The 22,410-nt window shown below is 72.6% G+C and carries 18 protein-coding genes; 13 read left to right on the top strand and 5 right to left on the bottom strand.

What is annotated here, in order from left to right; translation table 11 throughout:
• The first annotated feature begins 25 nt into the window (after positions 1-25).
• Positions 26-2,149: an MMPL family transporter gene (locus ABD333_RS02040; protein WP_344537110.1), complete on the top strand. Its 2,124-nt coding sequence runs from the start codon at positions 26-28 to the stop codon at positions 2,147-2,149.
• Between the two features lie 33 nt (positions 2,150-2,182).
• Positions 2,183-4,675 (top strand): bifunctional serine/threonine protein kinase/MFS transporter, encoded by a 2,493-nt coding sequence (locus ABD333_RS02045; RefSeq protein ID WP_344537112.1) that lies wholly within the window; start codon positions 2,183-2,185, stop codon positions 4,673-4,675.
• Between the two features lie 28 nt (positions 4,676-4,703).
• Here ABD333_RS02045 and ABD333_RS02050 read toward each other — a convergent pair whose 3' ends face one another.
• Positions 4,704-5,372 carry a TetR/AcrR family transcriptional regulator gene (locus ABD333_RS02050; protein ID WP_344537114.1) on the bottom strand — a complete coding sequence of 223 codons (669 nt, stop codon included), beginning with the start codon at positions 5,370-5,372 and terminating at the stop codon, positions 4,704-4,706.
• Positions 5,373-5,554: 182 nt separating this feature from the next.
• On the opposite strand from ABD333_RS02050, the gene ABD333_RS02055 reads away from it, so the two are divergent.
• Both ABD333_RS02055 and ABD333_RS02060 read left to right on the top strand, forming a co-directional pair.
• A complete protein-coding gene (locus tag ABD333_RS02055) occupies positions 5,555-6,838 on the top strand; it encodes a serine hydroxymethyltransferase (protein ID WP_344537116.1) in 1,284 nt (427 codons plus the stop codon).
• Positions 6,839-6,884: 46 nt separating this feature from the next.
• Positions 6,885-7,475 (top strand): HAD family hydrolase, encoded by a 591-nt coding sequence (locus ABD333_RS02060; RefSeq protein ID WP_344537118.1) that lies wholly within the window; start codon positions 6,885-6,887, stop codon positions 7,473-7,475.
• 17 nt (positions 7,476-7,492) lie between these two features.
• Here ABD333_RS02060 and ABD333_RS02065 read toward each other — a convergent pair whose 3' ends face one another.
• Positions 7,493-8,071 carry a hypothetical protein gene (locus ABD333_RS02065; RefSeq protein WP_344537120.1) on the bottom strand — a complete coding sequence of 193 codons (579 nt, stop codon included), beginning with the start codon at positions 8,069-8,071 and terminating at the stop codon, positions 7,493-7,495.
• Between the two features lie 372 nt (positions 8,072-8,443).
• Here ABD333_RS02065 and ABD333_RS02070 point away from each other — a divergent pair, with 372 nt between their 5' ends.
• The gene (locus ABD333_RS02070; protein ID WP_344537122.1) at positions 8,444-9,412 is read left to right on the top strand and encodes a UbiA prenyltransferase family protein; all 969 of its coding nucleotides are present in this window, start codon (positions 8,444-8,446) and stop codon (positions 9,410-9,412) included.
• On the opposite strand, the gene ABD333_RS02075 is transcribed toward ABD333_RS02070, so the two are convergent.
• Entirely contained in the window at positions 9,413-10,507 is a 1,095-nt protein-coding gene (locus ABD333_RS02075; RefSeq protein ID WP_344537123.1) for an Rv1352/Rv1906c domain-containing protein, read from the bottom strand.
• A gap of 182 nt (positions 10,508-10,689) precedes the next feature.
• Here ABD333_RS02075 and ABD333_RS02080 point away from each other — a divergent pair, with 182 nt between their 5' ends.
• Positions 10,690-11,394, top strand: coding sequence for a hypothetical protein (locus ABD333_RS02080; protein ID WP_344537124.1), 705 nt, complete (start codon positions 10,690-10,692; stop codon positions 11,392-11,394).
• A gap of 43 nt (positions 11,395-11,437) precedes the next feature.
• On the opposite strand, the gene ABD333_RS02085 is transcribed toward ABD333_RS02080, so the two are convergent.
• Positions 11,438-13,972 carry a M14 family zinc carboxypeptidase gene (locus tag ABD333_RS02085; RefSeq protein WP_344537125.1) on the bottom strand — a complete coding sequence of 845 codons (2,535 nt, stop codon included), beginning with the start codon at positions 13,970-13,972 and terminating at the stop codon, positions 11,438-11,440.
• Positions 13,973-14,114: 142 nt separating this feature from the next.
• Between ABD333_RS02085 and ABD333_RS02090 the strand changes: the two genes are divergently transcribed.
• Entirely contained in the window at positions 14,115-15,182 is a 1,068-nt protein-coding gene (locus tag ABD333_RS02090; RefSeq protein ID WP_344537127.1) for a zinc-binding dehydrogenase, read from the top strand.
• A 13-nt stretch (positions 15,183-15,195) separates the two neighbouring features.
• Here the strand turns inward: ABD333_RS02090 and ABD333_RS02095 are convergent, their stop codons facing one another.
• Positions 15,196-16,032 carry a hypothetical protein gene (locus ABD333_RS02095; protein ID WP_344537129.1) on the bottom strand — a complete coding sequence of 279 codons (837 nt, stop codon included), beginning with the start codon at positions 16,030-16,032 and terminating at the stop codon, positions 15,196-15,198.
• Positions 16,033-16,224: 192 nt separating this feature from the next.
• Here ABD333_RS02095 and ABD333_RS02100 point away from each other — a divergent pair, with 192 nt between their 5' ends.
• The 6 genes from ABD333_RS02100 to ABD333_RS02125 all read left to right on the top strand — a co-directional run bounded on the left by ABD333_RS02100 (position 16,225) and on the right by ABD333_RS02125 (position 22,376).
• Positions 16,225-16,521, top strand: coding sequence for a hypothetical protein (locus ABD333_RS02100; RefSeq protein ID WP_344537131.1), 297 nt, complete (start codon positions 16,225-16,227; stop codon positions 16,519-16,521).
• Between the two features lie 389 nt (positions 16,522-16,910).
• Positions 16,911-17,993, top strand: a complete 1,083-nt coding sequence (locus tag ABD333_RS02105; RefSeq protein ID WP_344537133.1) for a sugar ABC transporter substrate-binding protein — start codon at positions 16,911-16,913, stop codon at positions 17,991-17,993.
• 219 nt (positions 17,994-18,212) lie between these two features.
• On the top strand, positions 18,213-18,959 hold the full coding sequence (locus tag ABD333_RS02110) for an ATP-binding cassette domain-containing protein (RefSeq protein WP_410558021.1): 747 nt from the start codon (positions 18,213-18,215) through the stop codon (positions 18,957-18,959).
• A 68-nt stretch (positions 18,960-19,027) separates the two neighbouring features.
• On the top strand, positions 19,028-20,275 hold the full coding sequence (locus ABD333_RS02115) for a sugar ABC transporter permease (protein ID WP_344537135.1): 1,248 nt from the start codon (positions 19,028-19,030) through the stop codon (positions 20,273-20,275).
• Positions 20,276-20,388: 113 nt separating this feature from the next.
• Positions 20,389-21,147: an ATP-binding cassette domain-containing protein gene (locus ABD333_RS02120; protein ID WP_344537137.1), complete on the top strand. Its 759-nt coding sequence runs from the start codon at positions 20,389-20,391 to the stop codon at positions 21,145-21,147.
• Complete coding sequence (locus ABD333_RS02125; RefSeq protein WP_344538803.1) at positions 21,147-22,376, top strand: ROK family transcriptional regulator; 1,230 nt, start codon at positions 21,147-21,149, stop codon at positions 22,374-22,376. The genes ABD333_RS02120 and ABD333_RS02125 overlap by 1 nt, the downstream gene beginning before the upstream one ends.
• The last annotated feature ends 34 nt before the right edge of the window (positions 22,377-22,410 follow it).

A 22,410-nucleotide genomic window follows, 5' to 3' on the forward strand; every position in this document is an offset into this window, starting at 1 on the left:
CCGGCGACCTCGAAAGGTGATTCCTGTGGTGACCCCCTCCCCGCCCGAAGGCGCGCTGGCCCGGCTCGCGCGGCTCTGTTACCGGCGGCGCCGGCTGACCGTGCTCGGCTGGATCGCCGGCACGATCATCGTGCTGTTCGCGGGCTTCGGCTTCGCGGCCGATCCGCTGAACGACTTCTCGGGCGGCGAGTCGGAGTCGGCGCGGGCGACCGAACTGCTCGACGCCCACTTCCCGGAGATGAGCGGCGACAGCATCACGCTGGCCGTGCGCGCCGACGCCGGGGTACGGGACGCCGCCGTGCGCGCCGAGGTCGAACGGGCCGTCGACCGGCTCGGCAGGACACCGCACGTCGCGTCGGTGTCCTCGCCCTACCAGGGCCGCGGTCAGATCTCCGAGGACGGCAGGATCGCCTTCGCGACGGCCAACCTCGACGTGCCGTCCGACGACATGCCCAAGGCCGAGGTCACCCGGCTGCTGGACGACGTGCGGACGAGCTCCGGCCCGGTCCGCATCGAGCTCGGCGGCTCGGCGATCGACATCGCCGAGACCCCCGGCGGGGGCGGCTCGGAGGGCGTGGGGCTGCTCGCCGCGGTCGTCATCCTGCTGATCGCGTTCGGCTCGGTGCTGGCGATGGGGCTGCCCATCGTGACCGCGCTCTTCGGGATCGGCTGCGGCCTGGCGCTCATCGCCGCCCTCGGCCATCTGCTGCCCGCACCCTCGTTCAGCCCGGTCGTGGCCGCGCTGATCGGCCTCGGCGTCGGCATCGACTACGCGCTGTTCATCGTCACCCGCTACCGCGAGGGCCTCACCGAGGGCAGGGACCCCGAGGACGCCACGGTCACCGCGATCGCCACCGCGGGCCGGGCCGTGCTGTTCGCCGGCGTCACCGTGGTGATCGCGCTGATGGGCCTGTTCGTCATGCAGCAGAAGCTGCTGAACGGCGTGGCGGTGGCCGCCGGCGTCACCGTGCTGATGACGATGGTCACCGCCGTGACGCTGCTGCCCGCGCTGCTCGGCTTCACCGGCCGGAACATCGACCGCCTGCGCGTGCCGGGCCTCGGCCGGGCACGCCGCCCGCTGGCCGAACGCTGGGCGCGCACGGTGCAGCGCCGCCCGGTCGTCACCGGGCTGGCCGCGTCCGCCGTGCTGCTGGTGCTGGCCGCCCCGGCGTTGTCGATGCGCCTCAGCCTGCCGGACTCCAGCACGCAGCCGCACGACACCAGCGGGTACGCCGCGCACCGCATCCTGTCGGACGGTTTCGGCGCGGGTACGGCCGCGCCGCTGGTCGTGGTGGCCCAGGGCGGCGATGCCCGGAAGGTCGCGGACGCCGTCCGGGCGACCCCCGGCGTGGCCGCCGTCCAGCCGCCGGTGGCGAGCCGGGACCGCGCGGTGTCGGTCTTCGTCGCGTTCCCCAGGACCGGGGCGCAGGACGAGGCGACCCCGGAGCTGGTGCACAGGCTGCGCGACGAGGTCGTGCCGCGCGCCGTCGCCGGAACGGGCGTGCAGGTGCACATCGGCGGCCCGAACGCCGCGTCGATCGACTTCGCCGACAGCGTGCGGTCCCGGCTGCCGTGGCTCATCACGGTCGTCGTCGGCCTGTCGCTGCTGCTCCTGGTCGTGCTCGTACGGTCGGTCACCGTGGCCCTGCAGGCCGCCCTCATGAACCTGCTGTCGATCGGCGCGGCCTACGGGGTGCTGACCGCCGTCGTGCAGTGGGGCTGGGCCGGTGGCCTGCTCGGGTTCCCGGCCGACATGCCGGTCGCCACGTGGGTGCCGCTGATGATGTTCCCGATCCTGTTCGGGCTGTCGATGGACTACGAGGTGTTTCTCGTCTCACGCATCCGTGAGTACTACGAGCACGGAGTGGAGACGCGCGAGGCCGTCGCGCAGGGCCTCGTCCGGACCGCCCGGGTCATCACCGCCGCCGCGGCCATCATGGTCATGGTCTTCCTGTCGGTGCTGCTCGGCGCCGACATCGCGGTCAAGCAGCTGGGCCTCGGCCTCGGGGTCGCGGTGCTGATCGACGCGACGATCGTCCGGCTCGTCCTCGTGCCCGCGCTGATGGAGATCTGCGGCAAGGCCAACTGGTGGTTGCCGCGGCCGCTCGCCAGGCTGCTTCCGGCCAGGCTGTCGCACGCGGAGAACTGATCCGGGCACTGGGCGGTGTGGTCCAATAGTCCGATGGCCGAACCGCTCAAACCGGGTGATCCCGAACGCCTGGGCGCCTACGACCTCGTCGGCCGGCTGGGCGAGGGCGGCCAGGGCGTGGTGTTCGAGGGCCGCGGCCCCGAGGACGAGCGGGTCGCCGTCAAGCTGCTGCGGGCGCAGCTGAGCGGCGACCCCACGGCCCGCGCGCGGTTCGTGCGCGAGATCGAGGCGGCCGAACGGGTCGCCGGGTTCTGCACCGCGCAGGTGCTCGACGCCGACGCCGAGGGCGACCAGCCCTACATCGTCAGCGAGTTCGTCGACGGCCGGTCCCTCCAGCAGGTGGTGCTGGAGGACGGGCCGCGGTCGGGCGGCGACCTGCACCGCCTCGCGATCGGCACCGCCACCGCGCTCGCGGCGATCCACCAGGCCGGGATCGTGCACCGCGACTTCAAGCCGCCGAACGTGCTGATCGGCACGGACGGCCCCCGCGTCATCGACTTCGGCATCGCCCGGGCCCTGGACGCCACCGGCACCATGACCAGCAGCGTCATCGGCACCCCGGCGTACATGGCCCCCGAGCAGGTGGCCGGGACGGCGCTCGGCCCGCACACCGACGTGTTCGCGTGGGGTTCGACCATGGTGTTCGCCGCGACCGGGCGCAGCCCGTTCGGCAGCGACACCATCCCGGCCGTCATGCACCGGATCCTGCACACCGAGCCCGACCTGTCGGTCCTGCCGGCGCCGCTCGCCGGGCTGGTCGCGGCGTGCCTCGACAAGAACCCCGCGCACCGTCCGACGTCCGCACAGGTGGTCTTCAGCCTGCTCGGGCATCAGGGCGCGGCGCCTGTCGTCGCCGGGATCACCGCCGTGGAGCCGTTCCTCGAACAGGGCGCGGGCATGGCCACCGGCAAGATCACGCCACCGCCGCTGCCGCCCGTCCAGACCCCGTTCCCGCCTCCGCCGGGCCAGGTCCCGTTCCAGCCACCGGTCCCGCCCCCGGCCCTTGCCGGCTCGGTCGGCGCGCCGCAGGCGCACCGCACCCGGGCGCTCGCCGTCGTCGCGGTCACCCTCGCCGCCCTGTCGGTCGGCGTGGGCCTGTACTGGTCCCAGCTCCTGCTGCCGCTCGGCAGGAGCGACCTGCGGTTCTGGACCAACGTCAGCTACGCGGCGGTGCTCGCCATGGCGCTGGTCCCGATGGGGCGGATCGCCGACAGCATCGGGCGCAAGAAGGTCTTCCTGGGCGGGCTGGCGGGCTTCGCCGTCGCGTCCGTGCTCGGGGCGGTGGTGTACGAGGCCGTCCCCGACGTCGCGGGCGGATGGTTCAACCTCGTGCCGAGAGCGCTGATGGGTCTGAGCACCGCCGCCGTGTCGGCGACCGGCCTCGCCTTGCTGCGCGACGCGTTCCCCGGGCGGGGGTTCGGCTACGCGGCGGGCGTCTGGGGCGCCGTTGCCGGGATGCCCGCCGTGCTCGGCTCGCTGGTGGCGTCGCTCTTCGGCAGCCAGGGCAACTGGATCCTCTCGCTCGCGGCACTGCCGTTCGTGATGCTGGCGCTGCTCATCGGCCTGATCGGGCTACGCGAGTCCCGGCACGACGGTCCCGGCCGCGCCGTCGACATTCCCGGCACCGTGCTGCTGGGCCTGGTCGGCCTGACGCTCACCTTCGGGCTCTGGTCCGGCGGCGACAACGGCTGGACCGACTGGCGCACCCTGGCCGGGCTGGTGACCGGCGCCGTGTTCCTGCTCGCCCTGGTCATCGTGCAGCTGGCGGTCCGGCCCGCGCTGCTCCCGCCGCGGCTCGCCGCCACGGTGACGCTGGGCGTCGCGGTGTTCGGCGCGCTCTACCTCTACGACCGTGCGCTGTTCGAAGTGACGTTCAACTCCGGGTCTGGGCTCGGCCTGCGGCTGGCCCCTCTCTTGGTGGGCGCGCTGGTGGCCGCGCCGCTCACCGGGTTGCTGATCGCGAGGGCGGGCGTCCGCCCGGCGCTCGCGGTGGCCCCGGCCGCCCTGGTCGTCGGCGCGCTGGGCGCCATGGCGATGCTGGACGCCGGCACGTCCTATCCCGTCATGGCCGTGTTCCTGCTGCTCGAAGGCGTCGCCATGGGCGCACTGACGGTGGCCGTGGCGGTGGCGATCATGGGTGACCTGCCCGGCGGGCTGACGGGCTTCGGGAGCGGTCTGCAGGAGCTGTGCCAGACGCTGGGCATCCAGTTCGTCACCCTGCTCCTGCTCCTCGGCGGAACGCGGGAAACGGGCGGCGGCCCCTCGCTGCGCTTCACGAACATCGACGAGGTCTACCGGATCCCGCTGCTCGTCGCGGCGCTCCTCGCGTTGCTCGCCACCGTCGTCTTCGCCTCGATGCGGCGCCCGGAGCTGGGGCCTGCCGCGCGGCCCGAGCCGACGGGCGGTCCGACCCACCCCGGCATCGCCGCGACGCAGCCGGGCCAGCCGGGCCAGTTGAGTCAGCAGGTTCAGCAGGCGTCGTCGCCCGCGTACTACGCGGGGAACGAGCCCCCCAGGGCCTGGTGACCAGGCGGCCCGGCGAACGCGACCGCCATCAGTGCGTGTTGATGCCGTCGAACATGACCTTGAGGTAGTGCTCGGCGAGGCCCTTGGCGTTGAGGCGCCCGCCCGGCTTGAACCAGCGCACCGCCACCCAGACGGTGTCGCGGATCATGCGGTAGGTGAGCTTGGGATCGATGTCGTCGCGGAACAGGCCCTCCTTCTGCCCGTCCTTGATCGTGTCGACCCACATCTTCTCGACCTCGTCCTCGGACTTGGTGAGATAGGCGAACCGCTCCATGCCCTTGAGGTAGTTCCAGTCGTTCTGCATCACCGTGATGGCGGCCCGGTGGGGCTCCAGCGTGCCGAAGGCGATGCGGACGAGCCCGGCGATGGTCTCGCGCGGGTCGAGGCCCTGGTCGAGGACCCCCCGGTAGGCCGACATGATCTCCTGGAAGAAGCCCGAGAGGATCTCGTCGACGATCGACTCCTTGGAGTCGAAGTGGTGGTAGAGGCTGCCCGACAGGATTCCCGCCTCTTCGGCGATGTTGCGCACCGTCGTGGCCTGGAAACCCTTCTCGGCGAAGAGTTCGGCCGCGAGCTTCACCAGGTGCTCGCGCCGTTCCGAGGCGAGGGCGGGTGAGCCCTTGCCGCGGCGGCGGGTCCCGCCCTCACCGGTGGTGCGGGCTTTGGGCCGGCCGGAATTCGTGCTCGTGGTCGTCACCCTCTCATTATGCCGTGTTCGCCCAACCGCTTGCTCAGTTCGGCGGTCGACACCAGGTTATGTGGCGTAGCAAGCGCTTGCTGTCAGAGTGACGGCCCGCGCGGTCATTGGCAAGATCTCCTCTGGCGTCCATCCTGTCCAGTTCTCTACGTTCTGAACCAAGAGGTGCTGAGGAGGGTGAATTGAGCCAGGAAGTGGCGCCGTGGGCGTCTCCGATCGCACGGTCCCGCATCGCCGAGGTGGCGGCGGGGCTCACCGATCTGTCGCCCGAGGGCGTGTCCGAAACCGTGCGCGGTGCACTGCGTGACCACGCCAGGGCATTCGACGCCGAAGGGATCGTGCTCTACGCGGGCACCAACGTCATGAGCCCCGCGGCGCGGGAGGTCGCCGACCCGCTGGTCGGCAGCCGTCCGAGCATGGGCTGGCCGGGGGAGAAGTACCAGGCCGGGCTGGACCACCTGGAGACGCTGGAGGTGCTCACACCGACGCTCGTCGCCCGCCTGCTGGGTGCGCGCTTCGCCGAGGTCCGCAGCCACAGCGCCACCATGGCCAACCTCGCCGTCTACACCGCGCTGACCGAACCGGGCGACACGATCGCGGTGCTGCCCGAGTGCGCGGGCGGGCACACGAGCCACCACGCCGTGGGCGCGCCCGGCGTCCGCGGGCTGCGCGTGGTGGATCTGCCGTACGACGCGGACGCGTTCGACGTGGACCTCGACGCGCTGCCCGGCTTCCTGCGGCGCGAGCGGCCACGGCTGGTCGTCATCGGGGCGAGCCTGCTGCTGTTCCCCCACCGGGTCGCGGAGATCGCCGAGATCACGGGGTCCACGCCGCTGCTGTACGACGCGTCGCACATGGCGGGCCTGGTGGCCGCGGGCCGGTTCCAGCGGCCCCTCGCCGAGGGCGCCGACCTGCTGACGTTCTCGACGTACAAGTCGTTCGGCGGCCCGCCCGGCGGCGTGATCGCGACCGATGACGCCGCGCTGGCCGAGCGGCTCTCCACCGCCGTCTTCCCCGGCCTGACCGCCAACTACGACGCCGGCCGGCTCGCCCCGCTCGCCGTGACCGCCGCCGAGATCATGGCGGACGGCGGCGCCTACGCCGGCCGTTGCGTCGCCAACGCCCGGCTTCTCGCCGCCGCGCTCCACGACGAGGGCTTCACCGTCGCCGGTGCCGCCCGCGGCTTCACCGAGTCCCACCACGTCGCCGTGGACGTCGGGGACGGCCGCGCCGCGATGGCACGGCTCGCCGCCGCCGGGATCTACCTGAGCGCCATCGGCCTGCCCTGGCAGGCTCCCGGCGAGCCCGACCGGGGCCTGCGCATCGGCACCCAGGAGGTCACCCGGCGCGGCTTCGGCGAGGAGGAACTGCGCCGGACCGCGACGCTGATGGCCGACGTGCTGCTGCGCGGCGCCGACCCCGCCGCCGTCCGCAAGGCCGCCGCCCGGTTGCGCGGCGGAATTTGATCGCTCCTTGAACAAAAGGGTGCGGGCGGCATCTAGGCTCGAACGCATGTCCAACGTGATCGTGTTCGACCTGTACGGAGTGATCGCCCGCACCCAGACCGAGGAGGCCAAGCGGCGGCTGGAGGAGCTCGCCGGCATCTCCGGCGCGCCGTTCTGGGACGCCTACTGGGGCTGCCGCCCGGACTACGACGCGGGGCAGGAGAGCGCCGCGTACTGGGCGGCGGTCGCCGGGCGCCTCGGCGCCACCTTCGCCGACGTCCCCGCGCTCATCGAGGCCGACCTGGAGAGCTGGACGGACGTCGACGAGGAGATGGTGGACCTCGTCGTCGAGCTGGCCGACCAGGGCCGCACGCTCGGCCTGCTCTCCAACATCATCTCCGACCTCGTGCCGCGCTTCGAGGCCCGCCACGACACCTGGCTGCGCCGCTTCGACGCGCTGACCTACTCCTGCCGGATCGGCGTCGCCAAGCCCGACCCGCGCGCGTACACGATCTGCGCCGAACGCCTGGGCGTCACCCCCGCCGACGTCGTCTTCTTCGATGACTCCGAGGCCAATGTGATCGCCGCCCGCGAGGCGGGCATGTCCGCCGAGGTCTTCACCGGCCCCGCCCAGGTCCGCACCCTTCTCGCCGCCTGACGGCCGGTGGCGCCCGGTCATACCGTGGCGAGCGCCAGCCAGGCGGCCAGGGCGGCGTCCTTGTGGTCACGTGCCCATGGCGGGCCGATCTCCCGCCGCCAGGCGGCGATCCGGTCGCGCACGTCCGCGCCGAGCACGGGCGCGGCGGTCTCGGCGAGCGACCGGAAGTCGTGGCGGACGGCCCGGAGCCCGCGCGCCGCGGCGGCGTCGGCGAGGGCCTCGCGGTAGAGCTCGCCCTCGCCGACGTGCAGGAGGGTGTGGTTGGCGAGGACCGTGGCGAGATCCTCGGGCAGCTCGCCGCGGTCGAGGCCGAGCGCCACGGCGGTCACGTCGTACTCCTTGAGCTCGGTGAGCGCGGCGCCGACGACCGTGCGCGCCGCCGCGCGGGCCGACCGCTCCACGGCCGCGATCAGGCCGGCCGCCTCGTCCAGGTCGAGCCCCACGGCCGCGTGGTAGACCTGCGCGGGCAGGTCCGGGTCGGCCAGCAGTTCGACGCGTTCGCGCAGGAGCACCCGTGGCGAGCGGTCCTCACCGCCGACGGCGACGAGGACGCCCCACCCTGAGTGATCCCGGAATCCGATGGCCGCAAATGCCATGTCCCTCACCTCCGGACGCGAACCTAGGGAGCAAACCTGACACCCTCTGGCAGGGATAAAAATCGCGAACGGAAAAGTTCCGAACTTTCCGGCGAAACCCGACGTCATTAGCTCTGAAGGATCGTGTGCGGACCCAGCACGGCCTGTCGATCGACGGGCGCGGCGGGTACGGCCGCGGACGGGATCGTCCGTCCGGTCGAGGGGGTCGGGCGGGCGGCCCCGCCACCCACCCGCCGCGCCGGCGGACGCCGCCGCGGCGTTGCCGGCGGATCTGGCCGTGATCCCGGGCCGCTGGTCCGCCTTTAAGACTTGGTGTCTAATAGGGACCGGAAGGCCGACCCGCTTCACCGACCGCCCTTGGGGGTGACGGACGTGCGGATCCGTGCCCATGTCCGGTCCACCGGCGCCGCGCCGTCGCGCTGGCGGCTCCTGCTCGACCTGTGGCTCATCGCGCGGCCCGCGTCGTGGCTGGTCTCGCTGGTCCCGTTCTACGTCGGCCACCTGCTCGCCACCCGGCGGCTGATCGCCGGGCAGGAGCAGTGCCTGCCGCCCGGCCACCGGTGCCTGCCCGAGCTCACGCCCGTCCTCACCGGGCTCGTGGTGTGGGGGCCGCTGGTCTGGCTCGCGGTGCTCGCCATCAACGACGCCTGCGACCTGGACGGCGACCGGCGCAACCCGCGCAAGGAGGACGCGCCGCTGGTCGGCGGGCGCCTGTCGGTGCGGGAGGCCCTCGTCGCCGCCCATCTGACGGCCGCCGCCGCGCTGCTGGTCGCCGCGACGGTCCGGCTGTCGTTCGCGCTGGTGACGCTCGGCTTCCTCGCGCTCGGCTGGCTCTACAGCGTGCGGCCCCCGCGGCTCAAGGACAGGCCCGGGTTCGACGTGGCCACCAACGCGGTCGGCGTCGGCGGGCTCGCCGTGCTGGCCGGGTGGACGGTGGTACGGCCGATCGCCGGCTTTCCCTGGATCATGATCGTCGAAGGCGTGCTGGTGGCGACGGCCCTCTACATCCCGACGACCGTCACCGACTACAAGGCCGATGTGGCCAGCGGCTACACCACGATCGCGGTCCGGCTCGGCCCGCGCGCCGCGTACCGGCTCGGGCTCGCGGCGTGGACGGCGTCGTGCGCGCTGGCCGTGGTGCTGGCCGCGACCGGCCAGGTCTTCCCCGAGCGGGTGTTCTGGGTGCAGGCGGTGAGCGCGCCGCTCCTGGTCGCCGTCTACCACCGCTACCTCGGCAGGGCCCGCGAGCCGGAGCAGGTGGTGCACGGCATCGTGGTCGTGAGCTGGGTGTTCCTCGTGCCCTACCTGGTCTTCGTCCTCGTGTACACCGGCACGATCTGATCAGCCGGCGGGCGGCAGTTCGCCGCCGCCGGCCAGGCCCCCCGCCGCGGCGGCCTCGGCCAGCCGGGCGCGCAGCGTCCGGACGAGCTCGTCGCCCTGCTCGGTGAGGCGCTCGATCGACGGCACCGCCAGCTCGTCGCGGACGGTGTCGGCGAGCAGTTCGTCGTACTCGTGGGCCCGGGCGGAGAGCTCCTCCAGGCGGCGGTGCGCCCGCAGCGCCTCGTCCGCCGCCCGCGCCCGTTCCGCGTAGCGTTCCAGCGCCTCGACGCGCCGCGTCACCGCCTCGACCGACGACCGCAGCTTGTCGCGCAGAGGCCGGAGCGCCGCCTCGACCTCGGGCAGCGCCGGGGTCTCGCCGAACTCCGCCTGCTCGCCGCGCAACCTGGCCTGCTTGGCCAGCACCTGCGCGATCTCCCACTCCTGGCGGGGCAGCGTCACGGCGTTGTCGACCGTGTCGAGCAGCCCTTCGCGGTTGACCTCGGACTCCTGCACGGCCGTGATCGCCCCCTGCGCGCGGCCCAGCAGCGCGCGGCCCTCGTCGTCGAGGTCCTCGGGCATGAGGAACCGGTCGCGGCGGCGGCTCAGCTCACGGGCGCGCCGCAGGTCCAGCGAGAGTGACGGGGTGCCGAGGGCCACCATCAGCGCCAGCATCGCGACCGCCAGCAGCCAGAGCCCGCCGAGCACAGGCAGGCCGACGACGGCGACCCCGAGCACGGTCACCGGCGCCAGCCAGGCGAGCGGGCGCTGCCGGGCGACGATCACATCCAGCTCGGCGCGCAGCGACGGGTCGGCCACCGGCCGCAGCTCGGGCGGGGAGCCGGGCTCGCCCGGCTCGGGCGCCGGGCCGACGAGGCGCCAGTACGTGCCGATGTGCGTCTCGAACGCGAAGTCCGTCGGCGCGATCTCGATCTCGGTGGGCCCGGCGGGCAACGGCCAGGAGCCGACCGGCTGCCCGCCGCCCGGACCGGTGAAGCGCACCCACCAGCCGCCCTTGCCCTCGTCGCACCGGTACCGTCCCGGTGCCACGTCGATGCCGACGAAGAACGTCCCGATTCCCGGGATGGAGTTGCCCCAGGCGTTGGCACTACTGGTCACCGGCGACCTCCGTCTCCGCCGCTATCCCTCGCACCGCACGACGAGGCCGCCCCCCGTCCCTCAGCCCTTGTGAGGCAGAACGTCCGGCGGACGGTACGAGTTGCCGTACCCAGATCCGGGCCCGGAAAGTCGCGGCCGGGGCGACGGATTGGCACGGAATATGCGGATGGAATACTCCTGGAGTGCGTCCTGACTATGACCCGCGAGACGATCCGCCCTGGGCGATGCAGCTGGTGGTGCGGGCCGAGAAGACCGACCCGCCCGCCCATGAGGCCGTCTGCGAGGCCGCCGCGACCGCGGTCGTGGAACTGCTCACCGACCCGCGCGCCGCGGACCCGGAGGGGGAGTGGCACGAGGCCGTCCGCGCGTGGGAGGCCCGCCGGATCCGCAAGGTGGCGCGGCGTGCCCGCGGTGTGCGGTGGCCGGAGGTCCAGGCCCTCCCCGGCGTCACGGTCGACGTCGGCGGCGCCGAGGTCCGCGCGTTCGTGCCGGGTCCGGTGTCGGACGTGCCGCCGCAGATCGCCAAGCTCCAGGTCGCCGGGCTCGACCTGGCCTCGGACGAGGATCCGAAGCCGCCGCCGGAGCCCCCCTACGCGGCCGTCGCCCTCAACCCGGACATCACGATCACGACAGGGAAGGCGGCCGCCCAGTGCGGCCACGCCGCCCAGCTGCTCCTGCGCCAGGCGGCGCAGGCGGACATCGAGGCATGGTTGTCGGGTGGCCTGCGCGTTCACCTGACCCGTGACATCCCGTGGCACGACTGCGTGCGGCACGCCACGGTCGCCGTCCGGGACGGCGGTTTCACCGAGGTCCCGCCCGGGACGATGACCGCCATCGCCTGGATCGTGTCGCGGGGGTCTGGGGGTCGCCCCCCGGAAGAGCACTGACGCGCTGCGATCAAGGCGATGGCGGTCGTCCGGACGGAGCGGGTTACGGGAGGACCACCGCGACCGGCGCGATGCCCGTGCCGCGGATCGCGGCCGGCAGCCGGCGCGCCCACGGGTGATGGCCGACGTCCAGGCCCTGCGGGTTGTCGACCACGTAGTGCACGACGTCACCGGCGCGCCGTTCGGTCCAGGTCGCGCCGAACGACCGGAGCGCCGCGGCGGCCTTCGCGGCGTCGGCGGCCTTCACCGAGACGCGGATCGGCGACTCGGCCTGGAGCAGCGACGCGGCCTGTCGCGCCGGGGCCGACGACGGCGCCGGGGCCGCCAGTGCCCGGACGCCCGCCGGGTCACCGCCGAGGATGGCGTTGCGCAGCAGCTTGGCCGTGCCGTCGGAGAACGCCCGGAAGTTGGGCTCGCCGCCGAACAGCACCGAACGGCCCTTGCCGACCCGCTCGTCGACCACGGCCGCGGTGCCGCCGAGCTCGGCCGAGCCGCGCTCGAAACCGGAGACGAACCAGTCCGGCGAACCGGCGGCCGGGTAGGCCACCGCCACCTTGGCCGGGTCGGGCTGCCTCATCACCAGGTCGTACGCGTAGAACTGCCACGCCGACGGGCCGACGCCCCGGGCGAGCGGGCTGCGCTCGTCGACCTTGACGCGGAACAGCGACCCCGGCACGTCGGAGGTCGGGTCGGCCAGCGTGGCGGTCGTCAGCCCGAGCCGCGCCGCGAGCTGCGTGCCGCCCTGCCAGCCGACGTACCGGCCGCCGTCCTTGGTCCAGTTCTGCAGCGCGGCACGGCCCGCCTCGCCGAGCGCGTCGTAGCCGGCCGCGGCCGGGCCGTTCGGCACCAGCAGCACCTGGACGCCCGCCAGCCTGCCCGCCGCCACGTCGGCGGGGGTGAGCACGGTGTGCTTGATCTTCCACTCGCGGTCGAGCCGGTGCCGCAGCCAGCCCGCCGACTGACGGGCGGCCGAGGACGTGGACGACAGTTGCAGGATCGCGGTCCTGGGCGCCTTGCCGGGACGTGCGGTGCTCTCGGCGGGAAGTTCCCGGCTGACCGCTGAGGCACGGGGACGCAGGGTGGCGCCCGAGGAGCCGCCGGAGACGTTGCCGAGCAGCGGCATGCTCCACGCCGTCACGTCGTAGAAGTAGGGGAACGGGGTGTAGGAGTCCTCATTCAGCATGGCCTGGACCCAGTGCTTCTGACCCTGGGCCATCGGAATCCAGTACGTGCCGACGGGCAGCGTGGTCTTCGCCTCGGGACGCCCGTACGCCTTGTAGTCGGGCACGCTCAGTGGCCGGGTGAGACGCTCGACCTTCACGCCCATGCGCTGCAGGCGGCGCACGATGGTACGGACCTCGGACCGCTTGGCCGGATCGTCGGCCCGCAGGAACCAGTGCCGCACCTTGCGGTCCGGCACCGGGCGGTCGACCGAGTTCGGCGGGTTGTAGATCTGGTTGGGCTCCAGCTTGCCCGCCACGCCCTGCCGGTAGGCGTCCACCGCCATCTTGTGCCACTGGCTGAGGATCTTCTGGCGGTTCGTCACGGCCGCGGACAGCGTCACCCACTGCGTGAGGTACTGCTCCTTGACCCGGTCGGGGTAGGGGCTGTCGCCGCCCTTCTCGAACGTCATGCCCGCGGCGTGGAACGCGGTCGTCGGCACCGTGTCGCCGTACCCCTGGTAGAAGAGGTCGTAGACGTCGCGGTTGAAGAAGTCGATGCCCTGCCGGTCGAACTCCGCGGCCATCGAGGCGCCGTAGACGTCGTTGATCCAGCCGACCGCCTCCTCGGGCGTCTCGTGGTAGATCGGGTCGGCGTTCGGCGGGAAGAAGTACGACGTCCCGCCCATCTCGTGGGCGTCGATGTAGAGCACCGGCGGGTACTTGGTGAGCATCGCCAGCTTGCCGTCGGTCTCCGGCTGCGTGCGCGCGAACCAGTCGCGGTTCATGTCGAAGCCGTAGGCGTTCTGGCGCGTCTCCAGCTCGCGGCCGTCGGGGTTCTGCGTCGGCAGGACGATGACCAGCGACTTGTCGAGGATGCGCGTGGCCGCGCAGTCGGTGCGGTCACCGAGGTCGCGCAGCACCCGCAGCGCGGCGTCGGTGCCGCTGGGCTCGTCACCGTGCACGTTGCCGCTCACCCACAGGATCGGCACGCCGTTCGCCGCGATGTGCTCGGCGACCTTGCCGGGCGTACGAGGGTCGCGCAACAGCGCGGCGTCCAGGCGCACCTTGGCAAGGCCCGCCTTGGTGAGCAGTTCCGGACGGCCGACGATGGCGTACTTGAGCGGGCGGCCCTGGGCGGACCGGGCGAGGGTGCCGGAGACGACGCGCTCGCTCCTGGCGGCGACCGCCTCCAGGTAACGGTCGGATTCGGCGGCGGTGACCTGGCGGTCGCCGAGCTCGATCCCGAGCACGTCCTTGGGGGAGGGGACCTTGCCCCGGTAGACCGGGGACGTCTGGGTCGGATCACATGCCGGTGCCGCTGCCGGGGTCTGTGCGGCGGCGTTCGCCGCGAGGGACGCCGGCACCGCCAGTGACGTGGCCAATATCGCCGGCCACGCAAGCTTGGGGGCTCTCATGAGGCCCAAAGCTGACACCGGGCATTTCGGTTCCCAATGGCAACTACTGCCAAGATCCAATGGCGGGATTTGCCGGGGGCATGTCGGATTACCAGTGTTCAGTGGCATCGTAGGGGGGTCGTCAAGGGGTTGGGAGGCCGTCATGCGCGCCGCGTTGACCAAGGGCAAGTCCATGATCGTGACCGAGGTGCCCGACCCGGTCCCGCAGGAGGGGCAACTGCTCGTGCGGACGCTGGGCTGCGGCATCTGCGGCTCCGACCTGCACGCCCTGTCCGATCCGGACGCGTTCATGGAGACCACGCGCCGGTCCGGCGGCACCCCGTACGACCCGCGTGACGGGCTGGTGTTCGGCCACGAGTTCGCGGGCGAGCTCGTGGCGTACGGGCCGGGCACGCGGCGCGAGCTGCCCACCGGCACCGTCGTGTGCGGGCCGCCGATCGGGATCGGCCCGCAGGGCGCGGGCATCATCGGGTACGCGCCGATGTACCCCGGCGGCTACGGCGAGTACATGATCCTCAACGAGGGTCTCACCATGGCGGTGCCGAACGGGCTGGACCCGAAGGTCGCCGCCATCACCGAGCCGTTCGCGGTGGCGGCGCGCGCCGTCGACCGCAGCGGGATCGGGCTGGACGACGTCGCCGTCGTCCTCGGGCTCGGGCCGATCGGCCTGGGCGTGGTCGCGCAGCTCAAGGCCAGGGGCCACGGGCCGGTGCTGGCCGTGGACTTCTCCGCCCGCCGCCGCGCGCTCGCCGAAGGGCTGGGCGCCGACGAGCTGATCGACCCCGCCACCGCGTCCCCGTACGACCGGTGGGCCGACCTCGGCGTGCCCACCAGCACGGTGGAACGCGTCGCCTCCCTGCTGCTCGGCACCGACAGCCGCGGCGCCGTCGTCTTCGAGTGCGTCGGCGTGCCCGGCGTGCTCCAGCAGGCCATCGAGGGCGCCCCGGCGGGCTCGACCGTCATGGTGGTCGGCGTCTGCATGCAGGCCGACCGCATCGAGCCCGGCGTCGCCGTCAGCAAGGAGCTCGACATCCGCGGCAGCTTCGGCGCCTACCCGGCCGAGTACGGGGCGACGCTCCACGACATCGCCGAGGGCCGGATCGACGCGGGCTCCATCATCACCGGAACGGTCGGACTCGACGGCGTGGCCGGCGCGTTCGAGGACCTGGGGAGCCCGGACGAGCACGCCAAGATCGTGGTGCTTCCCTGACCGGACGGGCGGCTCACTGCGGGGCGTTCGGCGGCGGCTGGGGAGCGTTCGGCGGCGGTGGCGGGGCGGCGTTCGGCGGCGCGGGCGCGGTATGCGGCGGCGCGGGCGCGGTGTTGGGCGGTGCCGGTGCCGGTGCCGGGCTGGGCGGCGCGGGCGGGGCGCCGCGCTGCCAGCGGTTGATGGCGGCGAGCGCGAGCTCCTGGGTGCGGGTCAGGCCGCTGCCCGGTCTGGGCGCGGGGACGGCTCCCGCCGCCTGCCCGGGCGGCGGCGCCGGCTCGGCCGCGTCCCGTGCCCTGCGGTCGCCCACCCGCGCCTTGACGCTGAGCCCGTACGTGATCACGAGCAGGGCCGCGAAGAGCAGCAGGTAGACGCCGTGCTCAAGGAGCGCGCCCCACTTGCCCTTCACGACGTCCAGCACGCAGAAGACGCCGAAGCCCGCGATCCAGCCGACGATCGCGGGCAGGAACCAGACGTCCCTGCGCCGCAGCAGCCCGGCCAGGGCGATGCCGAGGAGCAGCACCTCGATCACCTTGACGCCGGCCAGCACGGGGGCCGCCGCGCCGGAGCCCAGGTATCCGGCCACCTCGTCGCGCCGTTCGCCCCAGCCGATCGCCGCGCCCGCGAGCCCGGTGACGCCGTACGCGACGAGGAACGCGCCGACCGGGTAGTGGAAGCGGTGCCAGTTCTGCCCCGAGGGCTCTGCCGGAACGGGCGGGCGAGGCGGCTGGGCGGGCTCGTCCGGCCGCGCCTGCTCGCCCGGCGCCGTGCCCGGTTTGGGCGGCAGCGGCGTGTCCGGCCGGGTCCACCCGCTGTTCGATCCGCCGCTGTTCGACCCGGCACTCACCGTCATGTACCCCGTCCTCCCCCGTCCGGCTGCTACGCGAAAGATATCCCGGATGACCGGCCTCATTCCGGTCGCCGCGGAGCGGGGGGCGTCACGGTGACGCGCCGTGGCGCTGACCTCGGCAGTCCTTGCGGATGGGGCGGCGACACGGAAGGGTGATTTTCCGTCGGGCCATGCGGAATCCACCTGGAGCCGAGGATGACGCCTGACGACACGGGAACCGCCGCGTTGGTGAAGACGCGGCTCGAATATCTGGAAGGGCTCGGCGAAGAACTGGCCAGACGCGGGTTCCGGGTACGCATCACCGTGCCCCGCGGCCAGGCGCCCAGCCTGCATGTGATGAACCCGGACGCCTCCGTGCTCACGGAGAACATCCTCGCGGAGCGGGGGGCGGACGGCTGGTGGTACTGGTGGTCGTGGGCGGAGCGCATCGCGGCCGCCGGCGACGTGCCCGGCGCGGCCGACCGGATCGCGCGGGTACTGTCCGCCGACTGAGACGGCGTGGTCATGCAGGGGGTCCGGCACACTCCGGAGGTGCTGCATGATCACGTCGCGAATGTTGGCGTGAGGAACATTTGCCACTCCAGGCGCCGCCCGTGGCGCGCCGTATCCGCCGTCCCCGCCGAGCCCGGCCCGTGGCGGCGCATGCCCGCGACTCCTGATCTTTCCCCCGGTGGCGGCCGTGTTACGGGATTGTTACTGCCGACAACAAATTAGGCGGCCGGAGTACTTGGCGATGCGGTCGAAGCCGACATATGTTGCGGATCACAACATTCTCATCGTTGAGCCAGTGATCGTGCTCACCGGTGGCGCGCGCCCGAATGTCCCACCCCGTCAACTCCCACGGCCACCAGCGGTGGCCGTACCCAGAAAGGACCTTGCAGATGCGCAAGGGGATCCTCAGCCTCACCGCGGTGTCCATGGCGGCCGCCCTCACGCTGACCGCCTGCGGTGGCGACTCCGGCGACGACAAGGGCTCGGCGCAGTCCGGGGCCAAGGGCAAGATCGGCGTGATCCTGCCGGACACCAAGTCCTCCGCCCGGTACGAGAGCTTCGACCGGCCCTTCCTGGAGCAGTCCTTCAAGGCCGCCGGCGTGCAGTACGACATCCAGAACGCCGAGGGCTCGACCCAGCGCTTCCAGACGATCGCCGACCAGATGCTCACCAGCGGCGTCACCGTGCTGATCACCGACGGCCTGGACTCCAACTCGGCCGCCGCCGTGCAGCGCAAGGCCAAGGCGCAGGGCGTCCAGACCATCGACTACGACCGGCTGGCCCTCGGCGGCGTCGCCGACTACTACGTCTCGTTCGACAACGTGAAGGTCGGCGAGGAGCTCGGCAAGGGCCTGCAGAAGTGCCTGGGCGACAAGAAGTCCAACATCGTCTACCTGAACGGCGCGCCGACCGACAACAACGCCACGCTCTTCGCGCAGGGCGCCCACTCGGTGCTCGACAAGGTCTCCGCCTACACCAAGACCGCCGAGCAGGCCGTGCCGGACTGGGACAACCAGCAGGCCGCGACCATCTTCGAGCAGATGTGGACCGACAAGGGCGGCAAGATCGACGGTGTGCTGGCCGCCAACGACGGCGTCGGCAACGCCGCCATCTCGATCCTGAAGAAGAACGGCCAGGCCGGGAAGGTGCCGGTCACGGGCCAGGACGCCACGATCGAGGGCCTGCAGAACATCCTCGACGGCAACCAGTGCATGACGGTCTACAAGCCGATCAAGCAGGAGACCGACGCCGCCGCCAAGCTCGCCATCGCGCTGCTCAACGGGCAGAAGGGCGAGACCAACGGCGTCTCCAAGGACACCGTCGGCAAGCGCGACGTGCCGTCTGTCCTGCTGACCCCGATCGGTGTCACCAAGGAGAACATCAAGCAGGTCGTCACGGACGGCTTCGTGAAGAAGGAAGAGCTTTGCAAGGGCGCCTACGCCGCCAAGTGCAAGGCCGCCGGCATCCAGTGACGACCCCTCGTTGACCCGCGGCGGGCCGTCGGAGCGATCCCCCTTGCCATCGACGACCCGCCGCGGCCGACGAAGTTCCCAGGAGGGAATCGCGTGGCAGACCACGGCACCGCCGGCAGCGGCACTCCCGCCGAGGGCGGCACGCCCGCCGAGGGCGGCACTCCCGCGCGGAGCGGCACCCCGGCGGGCGGCGGCACTCCCGTACTTCGCATCACCAGGCTGAACAAGAGCTTCGGCGCCGTCCACGTGCTGCACGACGTGGACTTCTCCCTGCGTCCCGGCCAGGTCACGGCCCTGGTCGGCGACAACGGCGCGGGCAAGTCGACGCTGATCAAGTGCATCGCGGGCATCCATCCGATCGACTCGGGGACCGTCGAGTTCGAGGGCCGCCCGGTGTCGATCGGCGGCCCGCGGGACGCCTCCGCGCTCGGCATCGAGGTCGTCTACCAGGACCTCGCGCTGGCCGACAACCTCGACATCGTGCAGAACATGTTCCTCGGCCGCGAACGCACCAAGGGCGTCGTCCTGGACGAGGACTCGATGGAGCAGGCGGCCCGCGAGACGCTCGCCCGGCTGTCGGTCCGTACCGTCAAGTCCGTACGGCAGCAGGTCGCGAGCCTGTCGGGCGGGCAGCGGCAGACCGTCGCCATCGCCAAGGCCGCGCTGTGGGAGTCCAAAGTGGTCATCTTGGACGAGCCCACCGCCGCGCTCGGCGTCGCGCAGACCCGCCAGGTCCTCGACCTGGTCCGGCGGCTCGCCGACACCGGCCACTCGGTGGTGCTGATCTCGCACAACATGAACGACGTCTTCGAGGTGGCCGACCGGATCACCGCGCTCTACCTGGGCCGCGTCGCGGCCGACGTGGCGCGCGCCGACGTCACCCACGGCCAGGTGGTCGAGCTCATCACCGCCGGACGCTCCGGTGACCTCGGGCTGGCGCCCGTGACCGCGGCCGAGAACCTCTGATCGGGGCACCGATGTCCATGGAATCATCACCATCCACCGCAACTCCCAACGGTACGAAGGGGGCCGCCGTGAAACTGGCGGACTCGGACTTCGCCGCCGACCGCCGCACGCACGACGTGGCGTCGGCCGTGCGCGACTACCTGATCCGCCTGCGCGGCGGCGAGCTCGGTGCGCTGCCCGCGCTCCTCGGCATGGGCGGGCTCATCCTGCTCTTCTGGATTCTGCGCCCCGAGACGTTCCTCAGCTCGCAGAACATCGCCAACCTGTTCACCCAGGCGCTGCCGGTGACGATCCTGGCGATGGGCCTGGTCTTCGTCCTGCTGCTGGGAGAGATCGACCTGTCGGCCGGCGTGACCGGCGGCGTCTGCGCGGCGGTCATGGCCAAGCTGATGGTCGACGCGGAGCAGCCGTGGTACGTGGCGGTGCTCGCCGCGCTCGCCACCGGCCTGGTCATCGGCGGCGCGATCGGCTGGCTCGTGTCGGTCATCCGCATCCCGTCGTTCGTGGTCACGCTGGCGCTCTTCCTCGGCCTGCAGGGCATCACGCTCCGGCTCATCGGCGAGGGGGGCACCGTCCCGGTCCGCGACGACGTCGTGGTCGCGCTGGCGAACAAGAACATGCCCATCTGGGCGGGCTGGGCGCTGGCCTTGCTCTGCACCGCCGGCTACGCGGCCGTCCAGCTGGGCCGCTGGCGGCGGCAGCGGCAGCGCGGCCTGGCCGCGCGGCCGATCCAGCTCGTCGTCGCGCAGGTCGCCGTGGTCGGCGTCGCGCTGCTGTTCGGCACGTTCCTGCTGAGCCGGGACCGCGCGCCCAGCCCCCTGATCACCGTGGCGGGGGTGCCGTGGGGCGTGCTGCTGGTGGCCGTGCTGTTCATCATCGCGAGCTTCGTGCTGTCCCGGACGCCGTACGGCCGGCACCTGTACGCCGTCGGCGGCAACGCCGAGGCCGCGCGCCGCGCGGGCATCAACGTGACGCGCCTCCGGATGTCCGTCTTCATGATCGCGTCCACCCTGGCGGCGGTCAGCGGCATCGTGGCGGCCTCCCGCCTCAACTCGGTCGCGACGGCGTCCGGCGGCGGCAACGAGCTGCTGTTCGCGGTGGGCGCCGCCGTCATCGGCGGTACGAGCCTGTTCGGAGGCAAGGGCAAGGCGCGCGACGCCATCCTCGGCGGCCTGGTCGTCTCGATCATCGCCAACGGGCTCGGCCTGCTCGGCGCCAAGGCCTATCTCAACATGCTCATCACCGGCGGCGTCCTGCTGCTGGCGGCGAGCATCGACGCGCTGGCCCGCCGCCAGCGCTCGGCGACCGGACGCTGAGAGGGCGCACCATGGCGTTCGCGACTCCGGGCAGGGAGAACAGGACTGGTACGCTCAGCGACCACGACCGCCTCTCCCTGGCCGGAGACGCGTCACGGTGGGAGCCCCCCGGCATGCCAGCGACACCTGTTTTGGACCTGCGTGGAATCGGCAAGAGCTTCGGTCCCGTCAAGGTCCTGCACGACGTGGCGTTCACCGCCTACCCGGGTGAGGTCACCGCGCTCGTGGGCGACAACGGCGCGGGCAAGACGACGCTCGTCAACTGCATCGGCGGCGTGCACCCGTGGGACGCCGGCGAATACCTCTTCGAGGGCAGGCCGGTCAGGCTGAGCAGTCCCCGCGAGGCCGCCGACCTCGGCATCGACCTCGTCCACCAGGATCTGGCGCTCTGCGAAAACCTCAGCATCGTGCAGAACATGTTCCTCGGCCGCGAACGCCGCCGGGGCCTGGCGGTCGACGACGCCGTGATGGAGGAGCTGGCCACCACGACGCTGGCCGGGCTCTCGGTCCGTACGGTCAAGTCCGTTCGCGCGCCGGTCGGATCGCTCTCGGGCGGCCAGCGGCAGACCGTGGCCATCGCCCGCGCGGTGCTCTGGGACAGCCGGGTCATCGTGCTCGACGAGCCGGCGGCCGCGCTCGGCGTCGCGCAGACCCAGCAGGTGCTGGAGCTGGTGCGGCGGCTCGCCGACAAGGGCCTGGCCGTCGTGCTCATCTCGCACAACATGAACGACGTCTTCGCCGTCTCCGACCGCATCGCCGTGCTGTATCTCGGCCGCATGGTCGCCCAGATGCGGACCGCCGACGTCACCCACGCCCAGGTGGTCGAACTGATCACGACCGGGCGCAGCGGGGAGCTGGGGCTGGCGGGATGATGAGGGCAGGCCCGTCGCCGGAGGAGATCCGGCGGCACAACCTCGGCACGCTGCTGCGTTTCGTGCACCTGCGCGGTCCGTCCTCCCGCGCGACGCTGGCCGAGGCCATGGGGCTCAACCGCAGCACGATCATGGCGCTCACCGCCGACCTGACCGCGGCCGGGCTGGTCCGCGAGGAGCTGCCGCGCGGCCCCGGCCGCCGCGCCGGCCGCCCCTCCCTCGTGGTGCGGCCGGAGAGCACCCGCGTGTACGTGCTGGCGTTCGATCTCGGGGTGGACCGGCTCGCGGTCGCCCGGGTCGGCCTCGGCGGCACGATCCTCGACCGCCGTGAGGCTCCCCGCGTCCGCGGCGAGTTCGACCCGAACGAGACGATCGGCGCGCTCGCCGGGGCGGCCCGCGCGCTGACCCGCAAGGCCGGCCGTGACGCGGTCTGCGTCGGCGCGGCGATGGCCTTCCCCGGCACGGTGCGGCGGTCCGACGACGTCATCCGGTTCGCGCCCAACCTGGAGGTCGGCGACGTGTCGCTGGGCGACGCGCTCTCCCGCCGCCTCGGCCTCGGGCTGCCCGTCGCCGTCTGCAACGACGCCAACCTGGGCGCGCTGGCCGAGCACGAACGCGGCGTCGGCATCGGCTGCGACGACCTGATCTACCTGCACGGCGACGTCGGCTTCGGCGGCGGGATCGTCGTCGGCGGGCGGCTGCTCGGCGGCCAGGACGGCTACGGCGGCGAGATCGGCCACATGGTCGTCAACCCCGGCGGGCGGCTCTGCGGCTGCGGCGCGCGCGGCTGCCTGGAGGCCGAGGTGGGGGAGCGGACCCTGCTCGCGCACGCGGGCCGGGCCGAGTCGTCGGACCTGCTCGGCCGCGACGCGATCCGCGCGGTGGTCGACGCCGCCGACCGCGGCGACGTCCAGGCGCGCGACGCGCTGCACCGCGTGGGCGACTGGCTGGGCCGCGGCGTCGCCAACCTGGTCAACATCTTCAACCCGGGAATGGTCGTCTTCGGCGGCACGCTGCGCGACATCTACCTCGGCTCGGCGGCCCAGGTGCGCAGCGCACTCGCGACCAACGCGCTGAGCGCCGCGCGCGAGAACGTGAAGCTGCGCACCGCCGACCTAGGCGACGACGCCACCCTCGTAGGCGCCGCCGAATTCGCCTTCGCCGAAGTCCTAGCCGACCCGGTCGAAGTACTCACGCGCTTGCGTTCCCCCGAAGAATCACCTGTTTAGATTCTCGACTGCCCGCATCCGCACCGCGAGTGCG

This window comes from Actinomadura fulvescens (genome assembly GCF_039533225.1).
Classification (GTDB): domain Bacteria; phylum Actinomycetota; class Actinomycetes; order Streptosporangiales; family Streptosporangiaceae; genus Spirillospora; species Spirillospora fulvescens.